The organism is Amycolatopsis sp. NPDC114504 (assembly GCF_055633595.1).
Window position 1 is genome coordinate 1,070,594 of sequence record NZ_JBVKDU010000003.1, and the last position, 17,819, is coordinate 1,088,412.

17 protein-coding genes are annotated in these 17,819 nt (G+C 71.3%); 10 read left to right on the top strand and 7 right to left on the bottom strand.

Annotation, left to right across the window (positions count from 1 at the left end):
- The first annotated feature begins 121 nt into the window (after positions 1-121).
- From ACZ7PG_RS26525 to ACZ7PG_RS26535, 3 genes are all read left to right on the top strand, one after another.
- The gene (locus ACZ7PG_RS26525) at positions 122-565 is read left to right on the top strand and encodes a DUF4307 domain-containing protein (protein WP_470241762.1); all 444 of its coding nucleotides are present in this window, start codon (positions 122-124) and stop codon (positions 563-565) included.
- A gap of 195 nt (positions 566-760) precedes the next feature.
- A complete protein-coding gene (greA, locus tag ACZ7PG_RS26530) occupies positions 761-1,264 on the top strand; it encodes a transcription elongation factor GreA (RefSeq protein ID WP_470241763.1) in 504 nt (167 codons plus the stop codon).
- 50 nt (positions 1,265-1,314) lie between these two features.
- Positions 1,315-2,127 carry an MBL fold metallo-hydrolase gene (locus tag ACZ7PG_RS26535; protein WP_470241764.1) on the top strand — a complete coding sequence of 271 codons (813 nt, stop codon included), beginning with the start codon at positions 1,315-1,317 and terminating at the stop codon, positions 2,125-2,127.
- A 1-nt stretch (position 2,128) separates the two neighbouring features.
- Here ACZ7PG_RS26535 and ACZ7PG_RS26540 read toward each other — a convergent pair whose 3' ends face one another.
- Positions 2,129-2,605 (bottom strand): Lrp/AsnC family transcriptional regulator, encoded by a 477-nt coding sequence (locus tag ACZ7PG_RS26540; RefSeq protein ID WP_470241765.1) that lies wholly within the window; start codon positions 2,603-2,605, stop codon positions 2,129-2,131.
- A 120-nt stretch (positions 2,606-2,725) separates the two neighbouring features.
- On the opposite strand from ACZ7PG_RS26540, the gene hppD reads away from it, so the two are divergent.
- The 6 genes from hppD (at position 2,726) to ACZ7PG_RS26570 (ending at position 10,544) form a co-directional block, all read left to right on the top strand.
- A complete protein-coding gene (hppD, locus tag ACZ7PG_RS26545; RefSeq protein WP_470241766.1) occupies positions 2,726-3,925 on the top strand; it encodes a 4-hydroxyphenylpyruvate dioxygenase in 1,200 nt (399 codons plus the stop codon).
- A gap of 123 nt (positions 3,926-4,048) precedes the next feature.
- Positions 4,049-4,609: a YbaB/EbfC family nucleoid-associated protein gene (locus ACZ7PG_RS26550; protein WP_470241767.1), complete on the top strand. Its 561-nt coding sequence runs from the start codon at positions 4,049-4,051 to the stop codon at positions 4,607-4,609.
- 11 nt (positions 4,610-4,620) lie between these two features.
- Positions 4,621-4,929, top strand: a complete 309-nt coding sequence (locus ACZ7PG_RS26555) for a type VII secretion target (RefSeq protein ID WP_470241768.1) — start codon at positions 4,621-4,623, stop codon at positions 4,927-4,929.
- On the top strand, positions 4,929-8,846 hold the full coding sequence (locus ACZ7PG_RS26560) for a hypothetical protein (protein WP_470241769.1): 3,918 nt from the start codon (positions 4,929-4,931) through the stop codon (positions 8,844-8,846). Before ACZ7PG_RS26555 ends, ACZ7PG_RS26560 begins: the two co-directional genes overlap by 1 nt.
- A complete protein-coding gene (locus ACZ7PG_RS26565) occupies positions 8,803-9,696 on the top strand; it encodes a hypothetical protein (RefSeq protein ID WP_470241770.1) in 894 nt (297 codons plus the stop codon). Before ACZ7PG_RS26560 ends, ACZ7PG_RS26565 begins: the two co-directional genes overlap by 44 nt.
- Positions 9,697-9,698: 2 nt before the next feature.
- Positions 9,699-10,544 (top strand): ferredoxin, encoded by an 846-nt coding sequence (locus ACZ7PG_RS26570; RefSeq protein WP_470241771.1) that lies wholly within the window; start codon positions 9,699-9,701, stop codon positions 10,542-10,544.
- Here ACZ7PG_RS26570 and ilvA read toward each other — a convergent pair.
- Positions 10,529-11,731 carry a threonine ammonia-lyase gene (ilvA, locus tag ACZ7PG_RS26575; protein ID WP_470241772.1) on the bottom strand — a complete coding sequence of 401 codons (1,203 nt, stop codon included), beginning with the start codon at positions 11,729-11,731 and terminating at the stop codon, positions 10,529-10,531. The genes ACZ7PG_RS26570 and ilvA overlap by 16 nt on opposite strands.
- A gap of 95 nt (positions 11,732-11,826) precedes the next feature.
- Here ilvA and ACZ7PG_RS26580 point away from each other — a divergent pair, with 95 nt between their 5' ends.
- Positions 11,827-12,099: a hypothetical protein gene (locus ACZ7PG_RS26580; protein WP_470241773.1), complete on the top strand. Its 273-nt coding sequence runs from the start codon at positions 11,827-11,829 to the stop codon at positions 12,097-12,099.
- A 55-nt stretch (positions 12,100-12,154) separates the two neighbouring features.
- On the opposite strand, the gene ACZ7PG_RS26585 is transcribed toward ACZ7PG_RS26580, so the two are convergent.
- The 5 genes from ACZ7PG_RS26585 to ACZ7PG_RS26605 form a co-directional block, all read right to left on the bottom strand.
- Complete coding sequence (locus ACZ7PG_RS26585; RefSeq protein ID WP_470241774.1) at positions 12,155-13,312, bottom strand: cystathionine gamma-synthase; 1,158 nt, start codon at positions 13,310-13,312, stop codon at positions 12,155-12,157.
- A gap of 34 nt (positions 13,313-13,346) precedes the next feature.
- Positions 13,347-13,790, bottom strand: a complete 444-nt coding sequence (locus tag ACZ7PG_RS26590; protein ID WP_470241775.1) for a hypothetical protein — start codon at positions 13,788-13,790, stop codon at positions 13,347-13,349.
- 43 nt (positions 13,791-13,833) lie between these two features.
- On the bottom strand, positions 13,834-14,244 hold the full coding sequence (locus ACZ7PG_RS26595) for a hypothetical protein (RefSeq protein ID WP_470241776.1): 411 nt from the start codon (positions 14,242-14,244) through the stop codon (positions 13,834-13,836).
- Positions 14,245-14,631: 387 nt separating this feature from the next.
- Positions 14,632-16,161, bottom strand: coding sequence for a hypothetical protein (locus tag ACZ7PG_RS26600; protein WP_470241777.1), 1,530 nt, complete (start codon positions 16,159-16,161; stop codon positions 14,632-14,634).
- A gap of 129 nt (positions 16,162-16,290) precedes the next feature.
- Positions 16,291-17,661 (bottom strand): cystathionine beta-synthase, encoded by a 1,371-nt coding sequence (locus ACZ7PG_RS26605; protein ID WP_470241778.1) that lies wholly within the window; start codon positions 17,659-17,661, stop codon positions 16,291-16,293.
- Positions 17,662-17,819: the final 158 nt, after the last annotated feature.

Genomic DNA, 17,819 nt, shown 5'->3' on the forward strand with positions numbered 1-17,819 from the left:
TTCTCTACCTGTATTCCGCGACCCACCTGCGGGCCGCCCACCCAGCGGGCGGATACTCGAAGCCGTACCCGCCCCACCATTGTCCCCGTGGGTACGACAAGAACGAGCAGGAGGCCCCGCGTTGGCAGGCGGACCGGCGGAAACGGCAGCGCCCGTGCTGCCCGAAGGCCGCTACGGCACCGCGCGCGCGAAGGCCCCCCGCCGCTGGCGGCGCTGGCTGTTCCTCGCCATCGCCCTGCTGGTCAGCGGCGTGATCGCGTGGGTCGCGTACGTCAACCTGGGTGCCGCGCCGATCGACGCCGAGCGCGTCGCGTTCAGCGGCGAACCGGGCAACGCGATGCAAATCACCATCAACGTGACGCGGGACGACAACAACCGGGCGGGCGTCTGCATCGTCCGCGTCCGCGACAAGACCGGCGCCGAGAGCGGCCGCAAAGAGCTCCTGATCCCCGCCGGCGCGAAGTACAGCAGGATGACCACGACGATCAAGAGCATCGGGGCACCGGTGACGGCCGACGTGTACGGCTGCGCGTACGACATACCAGACTACCTGTCAACCCCATAGCGGCCAACGGGGTGAACCGCGCGCCCAACGCCCACGGCGCGCGGAAATAACGGGCGTTGACCAGTCGCGCCGTGATAGTCTGACCCCTCAGCACGGCCCGCGACGGGCCGTGTTTTTCCTTTATCTCAGCCACGCGGGCACCTACGCCCACGTGGGCCGGCTTGAACACGCAAGCCTGGCAGGCCCGACGAGGAGATGGTGACCGTGAGCGACACCAAGGTGACCTGGCTGACCCAGGATGCCTACGACCGGCTCAAGCACGAGCTCGACGAAATGATCGAGAATCGTCCGGTCATCGCCGCGCGCATCAACGACAGCCGCGAAGAGGGCGACCTCAAGGAGAACGGCGGCTACCACGCCGCCCGTGAAGAACAGGGCCAGGCCGAGGCGCGCATCCGGCACCTGCAGGAGCTGCTGCGCTCGGCCAAGGTCGGCGAAGCGCCCGCGAACGACGGCACCGCCGGCCCCGGCAAGGTCCTCACCGTCCGGTACGAGGGCGACGACGAGGACGAGAAGTTCCTGCTCGCCACCCGCGAAGAGGGTGCCGAGGGCGACCTCGACGTGTACTCCCCGGAGTCCCCGCTGGGCAAGGCCCTGCTCGGCGCGAAGGAAGGCGAGTCGCGCGAGTACGAGCTGCCCAACGGCAAGCTCCAGAAGGTCACCCTGGTCAAGGCGGTTCCGTACACCGAGGCCAAGTAGATCGCGGCTAGCGTGTCCTCCCAGGATCCACACACTGGGAGGACACCGTCGTGAGCACCGAACCCATCTGCCAGGCCTGCGGCATGCAGTACGCCGTGGCCCGTGACGACTGCCCGGTCTGCGAGGACGAACGCCAGTACGTCCCGGCGGCCGGGCAGCAGTGGACGAACCTCGCGACCCTGCGCGCGAGCGGCACGTACACGCCGCGCGTCGAAGAGCAGGGCCGCGGCATCATCGGCGTCGGCTCGAACCCCGGCTTCGCGATCGGCGAACGCGCACTGCTGGTGCGGGCGCGGTCCGGCAACTTCCTCTGGGACTGCGCCGCGTACCTCGACGACGCCCTTGTCCAGCAGGTCCGCGACCTGGGCGGGATCACCGGCATCGCGATCAGCCACCCGCACTACTACACGACGATGGTCGAGTGGGCGCACGCGTTCGACGTGCCGATCTACCTGCACGAGGGCGACCAGCAGTGGATCGGCCGGCCCGACCCGGCGGTGAAGCTGTGGTCCGGCACGACGCTGGACGTCGCCGACGACCTGCGCCTGATCAACCTCGGCGTGCACTTCACCGGCGGCACGGTCCTGCACTGGCCCGACGGCGAAGACGGCCAAGGCGCCCTGCTGTCCGGCGACATCGTGCAGGTGATCCCGGACCGCACGCACGTCGGCTTCATGTACAGCTACCCGAACCTGGTCCCCGAGCGCCCGCACATCGTGCGCCGCGCGGCCGAGCTGCTGGCCGGGTACCGGTTCGAGGCCATCTACGGAGCCTGGTGGGACGCGATCGTGCGCACCAACGGCTTCGAGGTGGTGCAGCGGTCGGCCCGGCGGTACCTGGCCCAGGTCGTCGACCAAGCCTGAGTCACTCCTCCCGCGCGGTCCGCTCCAGCAAGGGGCGGACCCGCGGCGGCACCGGGGTCGACAAAGCGATCGACGTCGACGTCCGCTGCACGTCCGGGACTCCCACCACCTCGTCGATCACCCGCTGCAGGTCGTCGTTGCCCCGCGCCACCATGCGGACGAACAGGTCGCCCTGGCCGGTCGTCGCGTGGACCTCGCACACCTCGTCGATCGCCGAAAGCGCCTTCGCCACCTCCGCGCGGCGGCCCTGGGCGATCTCCAGCACCGCGAACGCCGTCAGGCCGTAGCCCATCGCCGCCAGGTCGAGCTCCGGCGGGAACCCGCCGAGGATGCCGCGTTCGGTGAGCCGGTCCAGCCGCGCCTGGACCGTCCCGCGCGCGACCCCCAGCCGGCGCGCGCTCTCCAGCACGCCCAGGCGCGGGGAGTCGGTGAGCAACAGCAGCAGCCGCGCGTCCAGCGCGTCCAGGTTTTCCGACATGGCCCACTCCCTGCACAAGTTGTCCACGATGACAGCCGATGTCCGTCAACTACCAAGCATAATGTCCAGGGAAAACTGAGACCATTGCACATCTTGCCGCACAGGCTGATCCTTCGAGGTATGACCCAGACTGCCGAACCTCAGGGCGCGCTCGACGACGTCAGCTATGACCAGCTGCGTCAGCTCGTCGGGCTCGTCGACCACGACGCCTCGACCGACCCGTTCCCGGTCAAGGCCATGGACGCGGTGGTGTTCATCGCCGGCAACGCCACCCAGACCGCCTGGTACTACCAGATCGCGTTCGGAATGCAGCTCGTCGCTTACTCGGGCCCCGAGACCGGCGACTTCGAGCGCAAGTCCTACGTCCTCAAGTCCGGCTCGGCCCGGTTCGTCATCACCGGTGGCGTGCGGCCGGACTCGGCGCTGCTCGACCACCACCGCAAGCACGGCGACGGCGTCATCGACCTGGCGCTGGAGACCACCGACGTCGACAAGTGCGTCGAGCACGCCCGCGCGCAGGGCGCGACCATCCTCGAAGAGCCGCACGACGTCTCCGACGAGCACGGCACCGTGCGCGTCGCCGCGATCGCGACCTACGGCGAAACCCGCCACTCGCTGGTCGACCGGTCGCGCTACACCGGCGTCTACCTGCCCGGCTACGAGCCGCGCGAGAGCACGATCAAGCGGCCCGAAGGCGCGCCGAAGCGGCTGTTCCAGGCCGTCGACCACTGCGTCGGCAACGTCGAGCTCGGCAAGATGGACTACTGGGTCGACTGGTACCACCGCGTCATGGGCTTCGTGAACATGGCGGAGTTCGTCGGCGACGACATCGCGACCGAGTACTCGGCGCTGATGAGCAAGGTCGTCTCGAACGGCAACCACCGGGTGAAGTTCCCGCTGAACGAGCCCGCCGTCGCGAAGAAGAAGTCGCAGATCGACGAGTACCTCGAGTTCTACGGCGGCGCGGGCTGCCAGCACATCGCGCTGGCCACCAACGACATCATCGCCACGGTGACCGCGATGCGCGCCGCCGGCGTCGAGTTCCTCGACACCCCCGACTCCTACTACGACGACCCCGAGCTGCGCGCCCGGATCGGCAACGTCCGCGTGTCGATCGAGACGCTCAAGGAGCACAGCATCCTGGTCGACCGCGACGAGGACGGCTACCTGCTGCAGATCTTCACGAAGCCGATCGGCGACCGCCCGACCGTCTTCTACGAGCTGATCGAGCGGCACGGCTCGCTGGGCTTCGGCAAGGGCAACTTCAAGGCGCTGTTCGAAGCCATCGAGCGTGAGCAGGAGCGTCGCGGCAACCTCTGACACAACTCGGCGAAGGCCACCATCGGGAACCGTCAGGTCCCCTATGGTGGCCTTTGACGTGTTCCGGGGAACCGATGGCGGCCCGGGACCGTCAGTGTGGAGAAGCAGAGAGAAGGGGCCGGGATGCCGGACAGCATCGACGCCAGCGACGCGATGATCGACAACTGGACCAAGCGGCTCGAAGAGAACGCCGCCCGGTACCAGGCGCTGGCCGATCGCATGCAGGGCCAGTCGGTCACCGAGCGGTCGAAGGACGGCACCGTCACGGTGACCGTCGATTCGCGCGGGCTGCTGAAGAACCTCGTCATCGCGGAGACGGCGGCCGGCAAGCGGATGGCCGAGGTGTCGGCGCAGGTGATGCAGCTGGTGCAGCGCGCGCAGGCCCGGATCCCGGAGCTGCTGCAGCAGGCCATGACCGAGACCACCGGCACCGGCGACCAGGCCGCGGTGGAGATCGTCCGCGAGGCGCAGAGCACCTTCCCGCAGCCGCCGCCGGAGCCCGAGCCGGCGTTCCCGGAGCCCGACCGCGTCCGCCGGTTCCTGCCGGAGGACAACGAAGAGCAGCCGCCGCGCACCCCACCGCCGCCGCCGCCCGCGCCGCCTGCTCCGCCGCAGCCGCCGCGGCGCCGGCGTCCGGCCGACAACGACGATGACGACGACTTCGGCGGTCCGATTCTTTCCTGAGGGGGAAACCGATGACGGATGTGGAACTCAGCACCGACCTGACGGCGCACGCCCACCAGCTCGACGCCATCGGTGACGGGCTGCAGCAGGCCGTCGACGCGGCGAACCAGGTCAGCATGCCGACCGACGCGTACGGCATCCTCTGCCAGCCGTTCCGGATGATGCTGGACCCGGTGGAGCAGTACGGGATCGACGCGCTGAAGGACGCGGTGCAGGCGATGACCGCGGTCTCCGGCAAGGTCCGCGAAGCCGCGGCGGCGTACCACAAGTACGAGGCCGGGGTGGCCGACGACCTGAACAAGTCCACGGGCGGTGCGTGATGCCCGAAGGCAACCCGCTCGTCGTCGACGCCAAGGCGGACCCGGACGGGCCGGGCGCGTTCACGGCCGGCAACGGTGACTACGGCTGGGCCGGCGGCATCGGCCTCGCCGAGTCGTCGATGGACGCGTTCAACGGGATCAAGGACGGCGACTGGGTTTCCGGCGGACTGGGCGCGCTCAGCCTGGCCGGCGAGATCGCGGGTGCGGCGATCGACCCGTTCGGCTACCTGATGTCGTCGGTGGCGTCGTTCCTGATGGAGCACATCCAGCCGCTGAAGGACATGCTCGACTCCCTCGCGGGCAACCCGCCGGTGATCCAGTCCTATGCGGACACTTGGGGCAACGTCTCGAAGGCCTTGGGCGAGCGCAAGACCGACTTCGACAACGCGGTCAAGAACGGAACCACCGGCTGGACCGGCGACGGCGCGGACGCGTACCGCAAGTTCGCCGCCGAGCACAGCGACGCCCTCTCCGGCGCGGCAACGGTGGCCGGCGCGATCAGCACGGTCACGATGATCATGGGCCAGGTCGTCTCGTTCGTGCGCGAGACCGTGCGGCAGCTGATCGCGGACCTGGTCGGCAAGCTGATCGCGTGGGTGATGGAGGAAGTCTTCTCGCTGGGCTTCGGCACCCCGGTCGTCGTCGCGCAGGCGTCGGCCGCGATCGCCAAGTGGGGCAAGAAGATCGGTGAGCTGCTGAAGAAGCTCACCGACACGATCCGCAAGGTGTCGCCGCTGCTGTCGAAGCTGGTGGACATCTTCGAGAAGATCGCGAAGGTCTTCGGCAAGGTACTGGGCAAGGTCAGCGGGCTCGACGGGCTGAAGGTCAAGGAAGGCGGCTTCGTCCACAAGATCCCCAAGGGGGAGGGCGGAGTCCACACCCGCGCCCACGGTGGCGACGGCGAGAGTTCGTCGACGGATTCCGGCGATCCTGCTCACACGGACGGGGATTCGCCGAGTTCCGACCCGATGAACACAGACTCGTCGCCGGACTCTGCCTCCCGCCGGAGTTCAAGCGGAGACGGTTCCCGTTCACCCGACGGAGACGGCTCACCGTCGACGCACAGCGGTGACGGCTCGCCGGATGGCAGCCCATCGGCGGTGCGCTCGGACGGCTCGCCTTCCCACACCGGGGACTCGAGCCCGTCGCGGGCGGGCGATTCGAGCCCGTCACCGACCCGCGGCAGCGACAGCACGCCTTCCCATGCGGGCGAAAGCAGTCCCTCTCCCACGCGCGGCAGCGACAGCACTCCCTCGCACGCGGGCGACAACACGCCTTCCCGCGCCGGGGACAGCAGTCCCTCGCCGACTCGTGGCAGCGACAGCACCCCCTCGCCCACGCACTCCGGCTCCTCGCCCGCCGCGCGGTCCGACGCGCCGTCGCACGCCGGGGACAGCAGCCCGTCGCCCACCCGCGCAGGCGACAACACGCCCTCGCACGCCAGTGACAGCAGCCCCTCGCCCACCCGCGGGGGCGACAACGGTCCCGCTCCAACGCACTCCGGCTCCTCGCCCGCCGTGCGATCCGATGCACCCGGTTCGCACGCCGGCACCGAAACCCCGAGCAGCGCCGCGCCCCCGCGAGCCGACGGCACCACCTCCGCCAGCGGCACCGCCCCGACCGCTCCGCGGACCGGCGACCCGGGCACCGTCCCGTCGCCGCGAGGCGGGGACGCTCCCGGTGTTCCGCCGCAGGGTGGCGCTCCGATGGGTGGTGGCGGGATGCCGCCCGGCGGTGGCTCCCCCGGCGGTGGCGGTCTCGGCGGTGGCTCCCCGCGCACCGGCGGCGGCGGTGGTGGCGGCTGGACCGGCACCCCGGGCAGCCCGGGCGCGCACACCCCGCACGTCGACGCACCCGGCCGGCCCCGCGCCGGCGGCGACCTGCCCTCGGGACGCCCGCGCACGCCGGACGCACCCGCCCCCGCGGCCCGCGGCTACGGCCCCGGCACGCACGCCCCCGACACCCGCCCCGGCGGCCACACGCCCGGCACCCGCCCACCGGGTGCCGACGGCAACGGCCACGCCCCCGGCACCCGCCCACCAGGCACCGACGGCGGCACCCCCAGCCACGCCCCTCACGAAAACGCACCGCACGAGAACGCCCCCCACGACCACAACCCCGCCGACCCGGACGGCGGCCCCCCGCACCACGACGACCCGCTGACCCCGGACGAGGTCAACGCCCGGCACTCGGAAAGCACCCCTTCGGGCAGCTCGTACCACGCCGGCGATCCCGACATGGGCGATCTGCCGCACCGCGTGCAGCCCGACCCGGACGGCCGCTACACCGTCGACGTGCACGTCACGCCCGATGGCCACGCCCGGATCGGCGACCGCCTCTACACGCCCGAAGAGTTCGCGGACATCCTGCGCCGCAACGGTGACTACGACGGCCGCCCGGTGCGGCTGATCGGCTGTGACGCCGGCTCGAACGACTTCGCGCACCGGCTTTCGCGTGAGCTCGACACCGAGGTCATGGCGCCGACGAAGCCGGCGTGGACCGACTCGCACGGCCGCGTCTTCTCCTCCGACTACGAAATCGGCCCGGATGGCCGGATGCGTCCGCGGATCCCGCCGGACGGCGAGTGGAACACCCACCACCCGGACGGCTCCACCCACCGGGCCGGCGACGACGGCTTCGCCCCGGACAGCCACCACGGCGACGCCCACGACGTCGACGCCGACAGTGCGCTCGCCCGGGGCAAGGAACACCCGGACATGCACGACGTCGAGGACGGCTGGCAGGAACCGGAGTTCAAGCGGCACGAAGACGTGACAGTCGGGCGGCACGAACGGTTCTACGATCCGGCGAACCCGCGGCACCTCGAACCGAACACGCGCTACGAGGTCACCGACCCGGACGGCCGCTTCACCCGCGTCTACACGAACGGCGACCAGCCGCCGCGGATCACGCACGTCGACGCCGACGTCCCGAACACGCGCGTCGGCAGCGACGTGGACCCGAGGCTCCAGACCGGCAACCCGGACGCCTCCCACCTGCTCGGCGACGTCGACTACCGGGTCAACACCGGCGAAGGACAGTTCGAGTTCCACACCGACGCGGACGGACGTCCCGAGCTCGACATCGACCGCTTCGACCCGCCGACCGACCCGGCGCCGACCGAACGCCGGATCACCGGCTACGACCCCGGCCACAAGGGTGACGGCCCCTTCGGCGCCACGCCGCGGGAAGACCTCGAGCCGAACAGCCGGTACGAGATCTACTCGAAGGCGCCCGACGGCACCGACCAGTGGCACGGCACCTTCTACACGAACGGGGAGAACCCGCCGGAGTTCACGCACATCAAGACGTGGCACGACAACGAACGCGGCATGATCAACCCGGAGACGGGTGACAAGCACACGATGCACGACCAGCACGCCGGGCGGCCCGAGGGCATGCCGGTGCGCGGCGTCAAGTACGAGATCGGCGCCGACAACATGCACTACCACGCCGACGCGCACGGCAACGCGGCGGTTTCCTGGGAGCCCGACTACACCAGCCCGGGAACGAAACGGGTCAACACCGACGTGCAGGAACGCACCGGCCACATCGGGCTGGCAGACCACCCGGGCAGCACGGTCAACCGCGGCGGGCACACCGCGGACCACCGGTCAGGCGGTCTCCAGGGGCGACTGGGCATGGCCCCGCAGGAGTACAACGAGAACCACCTCGTGGGCAACGAGCACAACTGGGCGCAGATGGAGACGGACCGCCGCACCTTCGAACGTCAGGGCGGGGACCACGGGCAGGTCCGGGTCTACGCCGACGAGCCGTCGACGCCGAACACCGAGACCCCCGACCGCCTGCACGTGATGTCCGAGAGAATCCACCCCGACGGCACCCGCACCTACAACTACAGGAGTTTCCGCAATGTCCCGCTCCCAGCCCCCGTGGTACCCCCCACCCGGACCTGATCTCCGGGCGGCGGACGAGGACCAGGTCGTCCGCTGGATCGGCGGCTGGCTGATGGACGCCGCCCCCGAAGGCTGGCTGCGGATCGACATGACCGTCCGGCTGACCGTGGCGGTCGAGGAGATCGCGCTGGCCGTCGTGATGCCGGACGGCGCGGCCACCCGCATGGAACCGCCGCCCGACGTCAGCCCGCTGCTGCACGAGCTGCGGAACAAGAAGTACGTGCGCGGCCGCGGCACCTGGCTGTCGCTGCGGTTGGTCATCGAGCCGGACGGCGAGTACCGCGTCTCCTACAACTTCGACCTCGACCCGCTGTGGGACCCACCGCTCGAGAAGGAGGTGTACGAGCAGGACTTCGAGGCGTTCCCCCGCGACGACGAGTGGATCCCCGACTGGTACCGGGAGCGCGTCACAGGCGAACCCGGCGGGAGGCGAACCCCCGACGAGCCCAACGCGCTGCTGAAGAACGTCGCCGACTACCTGAAGTTCACCCTGCCCGCGGGCTGGGACTACGTCCAGCTGCAGTACCGCGCGGTCGGCAGCTACGAGGAGTCCGGCGCGGTCGTCCACTCGATCACCGGCACGGTCTACCCGTGGACCCCGCCGGAGCAGGTGCTCGACCTCCTCCGCCGGCACCGGGACGCGTCGCTGTCCGACGGCCGGGGCACGTGGGTGAGCCTGACGTACGAAATGAAGTTCCCCGAGTCGGTCAAGGCGCAGTTCAACGCGACCGAAGACCCGGGCTTCCAGGAGCGGCCGCCCGCCGAGGCGTACGCCGAAGAGCTGCGCCGTTACCCGCGGTCCGAGCGGCGCACGCCCGACTGGCTGCGCCAAGGCGCCGAAGGGGCCTGACCATGACGCAGCCACCGGGGCCGCTGCGCCCGGACCAGCAGCAGGAGATCGTCCGGCAGATCGGCGCGGCGCTGACGGCGCAGGCCCCGCCCGGGTGGCGGCAGCTGCGGATCGAGTACCGCGCCGCGGGCCGGCACGTCGAAACCGAGCTGCTGGTGACAGCGCCGGACGGGCTGCCCCGGGCGGCGCAGCCGCACCCCGAGGCCGTGCGGCTGCTCGGGGTGTTGCGGTCGGGCATGTACCAGCCCGGCCTCGGCACCTGGCTGGGCGCGATCCTGGTGTTCGAGCCCGGGCAGCCACCCGACGTCGACTTCGTGCGGCCGGACCTCGAGCCGCCGTTCCGGCAGCAGCCGCCGCCGATCGGGTTCCAGGACGAGCTGCGGTTCTTCCCGCGGGCCGACGAGCACATCCCCGGCTGGCTGCGTGAGCGTGCCGGGCTGACCCCGCCGGCCGCCGCCGGCGAGGTCCGCACACCGCGGATCTACGACGGCGTCGACGCGTCGGGCAAGCCGCTCGTCCGCCGTCAGCAGCTGATCCCGGCCGAGGCCGAGCGGGTGCTGGCGTACCTCGACGCGGCGCCCGTCATCCTCGCTTCGCGCAGCAACGGCCCGGACGCGTTCGCGCCGGACCGGGCGGACGCGGTGCCGATGAACTTCCGCACCGACGGCGCGTGGGCCTGGCCCGGCGCGGTGGCGTACTACCTGCGTGAGCACGGGGTGCCGCCGGACCCGGACCTGGTCGCCCACATCCGGGCCCGCCGCTTCACCGCGCCGACCGACGTCCCCGAGCCGGCGAAGGACCTGGCCCTGGCGGCGATCACCGGAGAGCAGCCTCAGACGACCGTGTAACCCGCATTCGTCAGTGCGACTTCGAGGTCCTTGCAGTGCTCGGGACCGCGGGTTTCGAGCGCGAGGACGACATCGGCCTCGCCGAGGTCGAGGCTGCCGGAGATCCGGGAGTGCTCGACGTCGAGCACGTTCGCGCCCAGCTCGCTCACGCAGGACAGCACGCCCACCAGCGAACCCGGGCGGTCCGGGACCCGCAGGTGCAGGCGCAGGTAACGGCCGCCCGCCGTCATGCCGTGCTGGATGATCTGCAGGAGCAGCACCGGGTCGACGTTGCCGCCCGAGAGGATCGCGACCACCGGGGGCTCGAAGATGCCGGGGTGCTGCAGCAAGGCCGCGACCGGCGCCGCACCGGCCGGTTCGACGACCAGCTTGCGGCGTTCCAGGCAGAGCAGCACCGCGCGGGAGAGGGACTGCTCGGAGACCGTCACGACGTCGTCCACCAGTGACGCGACGTGGGCGAAGCTGACCGGGCCCGGCTCGCCGACCGCGATCCCGTCGGCCATCGTCGAGGTCGAGCCCAGCCGCACCGGCGAACCCTTGGCCAGCGACGGCGGGTACGCCGCCGCGTCCTCGGCCTGCACGCCGACCACGCGGACGTCCGGGCGCACCGCCTTCACCGCCGACGCGACCCCGCCGACCAGCCCGCCGCCGCCGGTCGCGACCAGGATCGTCTTCACCCCCGGCACCTGCTCGAGGATCTCGAGGCCGACGGTGCCCTGGCCGGCGATGACGTCCGGGTGGTCGAACGGGTGGATGAACACCGCCCCGGTCCGCTCGCCGAACTCGATCGCCGCGGCGAGGGTCTCCTCCAGCAGCGCGCCGTGCAGGTGGACGTCGGCGCCGTACCCGCGGGTGGCGGCCAGCTTCGGCAGCGGCGCCCGCAGCGGCATGAAGACGGTGGACTTGGCGCCGAGCAGCGACGACGCGAGCGCGACGCCCTGGGCGTGGTTGCCGGCGCTGGCCGCGACGACCCCGCGTTCGCGTTCGGCCGCGCTGAGGCCGTGGATGCGGGTGTAGGCGCCGCGGATCTTGAACGAGCCCGTGCGCTGCAGGTTTTCGCACTTCAGGTGCACCGGACCGCCGTGGAGCTTGCGCAGGTCACGCGCGTGCTCCATCGGCGTCACCCGGGTGACTCCGCGTAGGAGTTCCCGGGCGGCCTGGATCCGCTCGATGGTCACGAGTTCCATGGCCGGAGGTTATGCCACTCAGGAACTCCACAGGTTGACCGGACCGGGAGCCGGGTACCCTTGGCGTGTCAATACGCGGTAAACAGGGAGCAACCATGGCACGGGGGAACGACGCGGACGCCGCTCGACGGAGTCGCGCCACCCGGTCCGCCGGGCTGGTCCCGCTGGTCATCGGGCTGGCCTCGGCCGCGGCGCTGACCGGAGCCGCGTACTTCACGGTGGACAACGCCTCGTGCGGCTCCCCGGCCCAGTACATCCGCCACGACAGCCACGTCGAGCTGGTCGGCGGCTGCGTCGACGGCGCGACCCTGCCCGCGACGGGCACCCCGAAGTCGGGTGGCGTCGTGCACGGCAACTACAACCCCTGAGCAACGCGAAAACGGCGCCGGAGCAGCTCCGGCGCCGTTTTGCTGTGTCCGGGCCTCAGCCCAGCGCGGTCAGCAGGTCCGCGACCAGGTCACGGCCGTCTTCGATGCCGACCGACAGGCGCAGCAGGTCGGCCGGGACCTGGAGCGTCGAGCCCGCCGTGCTCGCGTGGGTCATCTTGCCCGGGTGCTCGATCAGCGACTCGATGCCGCCCAGCGACTCGGCCAGGATGAACAGCTTCGTGCGGGACGCCACCTCCAGCGCCGCCTGCTCGCCGTCCGCGTGGCTGAACGACACCATCCCGCCGAAGCGGCGCATCTGCTTCGCCGCCGTCTCGTGGCCCGGGTGCTCCGGCAGGCCCGGGTAGTAGACCTTCGCGACCTTCGGGTGCTTAACCAGCGCCTGCACGACCAGCTCGGCGTTGTCGCTGTGCCGCTCCATGCGCAGGGCCAGCGTCTTGATGCCGCGCAGCGTCAGCCACGCGTCGAACGGGCCGGGCACCGCGCCCGCGGCGTTGCGCAGGTAGAACAGCTGCTCGCGCAGCTCGTCCTCGTTCGTGATCACCGCGCCGCCGACGACGTCGGAGTGGCCGCCGAGGTACTTCGTCGTCGAGTGCAGCACGACGTCCGCACCCAGCGAGAGCGGGTTCTGCAGGTACGGCGTCGCGAAGGTGTTGTCGACCACCAGGCGGGCACCGGCGTCGTGCGCGACCCCGGCCAGCGCGGCGATGTCGGCGATGCCGAGCATCGGGTTGGTCGGCGACTCGCACCAGATCAGCTTGGTCTCGGGGCGGATGGCGGCGCGCACCTCGTCGAGGTTCGCCAGGTCGGCGACGGTGTGCTCCACGCCCCACAGGCTGAGCACCTTGTCGATCAGGCGGAACGTGCCGCCGTACGCGTCGTTGCCGAGCACCAGGTGGTCACCGGGGCGCAGGGTACTGCGCAGCACCACGTCGGAGGCCGCCATGCCGGAGGCGTAGGCCAGCGCGTGCCGGCCGCCTTCCAGCGAGGCCAGCGCCTCCTCCAGCGCCGAGCGGGTCGGGTTCGCGGTGCGCGAGTACTCGTAGTCGCCCTCGCGGGTCCCGCCCACGCCGTCCTGCGCGTAGGTGGAGGTCTGGTAGATCGGCACGATCACGGCGCCGGTGCGGGGGTCTGGCTTCTGACCGGCGTGGATCGCGCGAGTCTCGAATCCCAGTACGGAGTAGTCGTCCACCATGGGCTAAGCGTACGGCGAGGCCCCGACATTCCCGTCAGGTGGGATGGGTCTCAAAACCGCACCACCGGGCGGCCGGCGCGGACACCGCGAGCAGCAGCGTGACCAGTGCCGGCGGCGCCACCAGTGCCAGCGCGGTCAGCCCGCCCATCGCCAGGTCGCCGGGCCCGCCGATGTCCGCGAACGTCAGCCCGGCGGCGGCGAGGACCGCGGACGTCAGCGTCGCGAGCAGCGCCGCCGAGCTCCCGGCGATGCAGCCGATCCGGCCGGCCGGCCGGCGGCGCAGCAGCAGGACGCCGCCGGGCAGCAGCGTCGAGGCGAGCACCAGGTTCACGGCCGCGTGGACGACCACCCGGCCGGCGTCACCGGGGAACCGGACGAGCGCGACGACGTCCAGGACGAGCCCCGCCAGGTAGAGCAGCCCGCCGAGCAGGGCGAGCGCCGCGGCGGCGAGCGCCGTCCGGCCTTCGGTTCGGGTCACGGCAGCGAGGATAGGGTCGATCACCACGGGTGACCGGCGCGGGTCACCAGCTCCGGGACGAGTAGGCCTCCTGGCCCGCCCACATCGGCATCATCGGCGCGCGGTAGCGCAGGTAGCGGAAGGTCGGCGGCAGGAACGCCAGGATCAGGACCAGCACCGCGAGGCCGGCCAGGCCGACCCGGTCGACCATCGCGAAGCCGCCGTGGGTGAACATCGCGTCCGCGAACCGGCTCAGCGGGACGCCCACCGACAGCGGTTCCGTCAGCAGCGCCCCGACGGCCAGCAGCGCACCGAGGCCGAGCAGGATCGCCCCCGCCGTCGCCCGGAAGAACGTCGCCAGCGCGCCCAGCAGGAGCACGAGCCCGGCACCGAGGTAGGCGGCCAGGTCCACGAGCACCCAGCCCGGCAGGGCGCCGAGGCTGAATTCGGCGGGCATGTCGAGGAAGATCTTCACCGGCACATATCCCGCGGCGACGGCGGCGGCGAGTCCGAGCAGGCCAGCGAGTATCGCCGTTACTCCGGACGGACGAGTCGATGAATACGAATGCGAATGCGCCACCGGGTATCCGCGTGGACCGGTCACAACTCCCCCATCAGCAGAGCGGGACTACGGCGTTCACCCTAGTCGGCAAAGGGGGAAGTGACTCCGAAAGAGAACGGAATTCGGCCGGACGGCGGAACCCAAGATCATTTTCATGCGGTAGCGGCAGAAATGCTGTCACGCGATCCACACGGTCTTCGATACCACGCAATTGTCCTTTTCGGACAATTGCGTATTCGGCTGTAAATGCAGCGTGCCCCGGAGCCGAATGGGCTCCGGGGCACGCTGCGGTGTACTAGTTCACCACTGCTGCTGTTGCGGCGGCTGACCGGGCTGGCCGAACCCGCCACTGGGCGGACCCTGCTGGCCCGGGGGCTGGCCCCAGCCCTGCGGCGGCTGCCCCGGCTGCTGCGGGTAGCCCTGCGGCGGCTGGCCCGGCTGGCCGTAACCGCCCGGCTGCTGCTGACCCGGCTGCGGGAAACCGCCACTCGACGGCTGCGGGAACCCGCCGCTGGACGGGTTGGGCCCGCCCGGCTGGCCGTAGCCCGGAGGCTGGCCGAAGCCCTGCGGCGGCTGGCCGTAGCCACCCTGCTGCTGCCCGAAACCGCCCGGCTGACCGGGCTGGCCCGGCTGACCGAAGCCACCCGGCTGCTGCGGGCCGCCGAAGCCGCCCTGCGGCGGTCCGCCGAAGCCCTGCGGCCCGCCCGGCGCGGCACCGCCGGCACCGAGGCCGACGAACTGCTGCGTCGCCGGGATGAGCCCGAGGACACCCACGATGAGGATGAGCACGCCGATGATCAGCGGCGGGAGCCCGAGGCCGAACGTGTCCTTCTCGGACGCGGTCGACTGCGCGAGCGTCTCGGCGTTCGGCGTCATCCCGATCTTGAGCAGCAGCGCGAAGACCGTGAGGAGCGCACCACCCGCGGCGATCGCGATCGGGACGAACTTCTTGATCCCGCCCAGCTTGCCCACGAGCGCCAGCCCGACGCCGCCGGCGAGGGAGATCAGCGCACCCACGAGGATCATGATCACGTAGAACCAGACGAGGCCCGGGCCGATGATGCCGGCCGCGTCGAGCACCTTGTCGATCGCCGCCTGGTCCGGCGCGAGGTCGAAGATCTTCGAATAGTCGCTCGCGTCGCCCATGTAGCTGAACGAGATGATCAGCGCGATCAGGCCCAGCAGCGCGACGACGCCGCCGGCGATGTAGCCGAACAGGCCGTTGCCGCCACCCGCCGGCGCGCCGAACTGCGGCGGCTGACCACCGAAGCCGGGCTGCTGGGGGCCACCGAACCCGGGACCGCCGAAGCCCTGCGGCGGCTGGCCGGGCTGCCCCGGCTGGCCGAAGCCCGGCTGCTGCCCGAACCCGCCGGGCTGACCCGGCTGCCCCGGCTGGCCGAAGCCGCCCTGCTGGCCGTAGCCGCCCGGCTGCTGGCCGAACGCCGCGGCCGGGTTGTCGGCCGCGCTCGGCGGCGGGGTGTACGGGATCGCCGGCGGCTGGGAGCCCGGCGGAACCAGCTGCGTGGAGTCCGCGACCGGGGCGTCGCCGCCGCCGGCCGGGTTCACCATCTGCGTCGCGTTCGCGTCGACCGGCGGCATCGCCTGGGTCGCGCCCGCCCCGCCGTCACCCGGGTAAGACGGCTGGACGACCTGGGTCGGTTCGGGCGTCTCCCCGAACGGGGAACCGCCCTGTGGCTGGGCGGGCTGCACGACCTGGGTCGGTTCCGGGCTGCCGAACGGGTTGTCCTGCTGCGGCTGGGGGCCACTCGGCGGGCCCTGAGGTGGCTGGCCGCCACCCCACGGCTGGTTCGGTGGCTGCGGTGCACTCATGTGGGTCTTGAACCCCCTTGACGAGAACGCGAAAGTGTTCTATTTGCGCCCTACGCTATCGGATCACCCGGCAGGGCGCTCGTAACGCCCCGGCCGGGTCCGCCGATTAAGATTCTTCTCAGCCGCTGTTCAGCGACCGGCCAGGAAGCCGAGGAGGTCGTGCCGGGTGACGACCCCGGCCGGCTTGCCGTCGACCAGCACGAGCGCGCCGTCGGCACCCTCGAGCGCCGTCATCGCGGCACCCACCTGCTCACCGCCGCCGATCGTCGGCAGCGGCGGGGACATGTGCCGGTCGAGCCGGTCGGCCAGCTGGGCCTTGCCGGTGAACAGCGCTTCGAGCAGGTCACGCTCGTTGACCGCGCCGACGACCTCGGCCGCCATCACCGGCGGCTCCGCGCTGACCACGGGCATCTGGCTGACGTCGAACTCGGCCAGGATCGCGATGGCCTCGGCGACCGTCTCGTTCGGGTGCGAGTGCACCAGCGACGGCAGCGAGCCGCTCTTCTTCGTGAGCACGTCGGCGACCGTCGCGCCCGAGGAGTCGGGCGGCAGGAAGCCGTAGGAGGACATCCAGGTGTCGTTGAAAACCTTCGTCAGGTAGCCGCGGCCGCCGTCGGGCAGCAGCACGACCACGACGTCGTCCTCGGTGAGCCGCTCGGCGAGCTTCAGCGCGGCGGCGACGGCCATACCGCAGGAGCCGCCGACCAGCAGGCCCTCCTCCAGCGCGAGCCGCCGGGTGACCTGGAACGAGTCGGCGTCGGAGACCGGGATGATCTCGTCGGCGATGTTGCGGTCATAGGTCTCCGGCCAGAAGTCCTCGCCGACGCCCTCGACCAGGTAGGGGCGGCCGCTGCCGCCGGAGTAGACCGAGCCCTCCGGGTCGGCGCCGACCACCTGCACGCGGCCGTCGCTGACCTCCTTGAGGTACCGGCCGGTGCCGGAGATCGTGCCGCCGGTGCCGACACCCGCGACGAAGTGCGTGATCTTCCCGTCGGTCTGCTTCCACAGCTCGGGGCCGGTGGAGAGGTAGTGGCTCTCCGGGTTCTGCGCGTTGGCGTACTGGTTGGGCTTCCAGGCGCCGTCGATCTCGCGGACCAGGCGGTCGGAGACGTTGTAGTAGGAGTCCGGGTGCTCGGGGGCCACCGCGGTCGGGCACACCACGACGCGGGCGCCGTAGGCCTTGAGGACGTTGCGCTTGTCTTCGCTGACCTTGTCCGGGCAGACGAAGACGCACTGGTAGCCCTTGCGCTGCGCGACCATGGCCAGCCCGACGCCGGTGTTGCCGGACGTCGGTTCCACGATCGTGCCGCCGGGGCGCAGCGCGCCGGAGCGTTCGGCCGCCTCGATCATGCGCAGCGCGATCCGGTCCTTGACCGAGCCACCCGGGTTCAGGTACTCGACCTTGGCCAGCACGAGCGGCTTGAGCCCCTTGGTCAACGAGTTCAGCTTGACCAGGGGGGTGTTGCCCACGAGGTCTGCGATGTGCTCTGCGTACTCCACGACCACCAGCCTAAACGGCCGACCGGTGACGGTGTCCACGCACCGCGTCGGGGCAGGCCCCGGGCGGTCTCCGGGTGCGCGTCGGTGATGCCGGGTCGCGAGGGCGAGGTCGGACCGTGCGGTGGAGACCGCCGGCAGCCACCAAGCTGCTCGTCTAC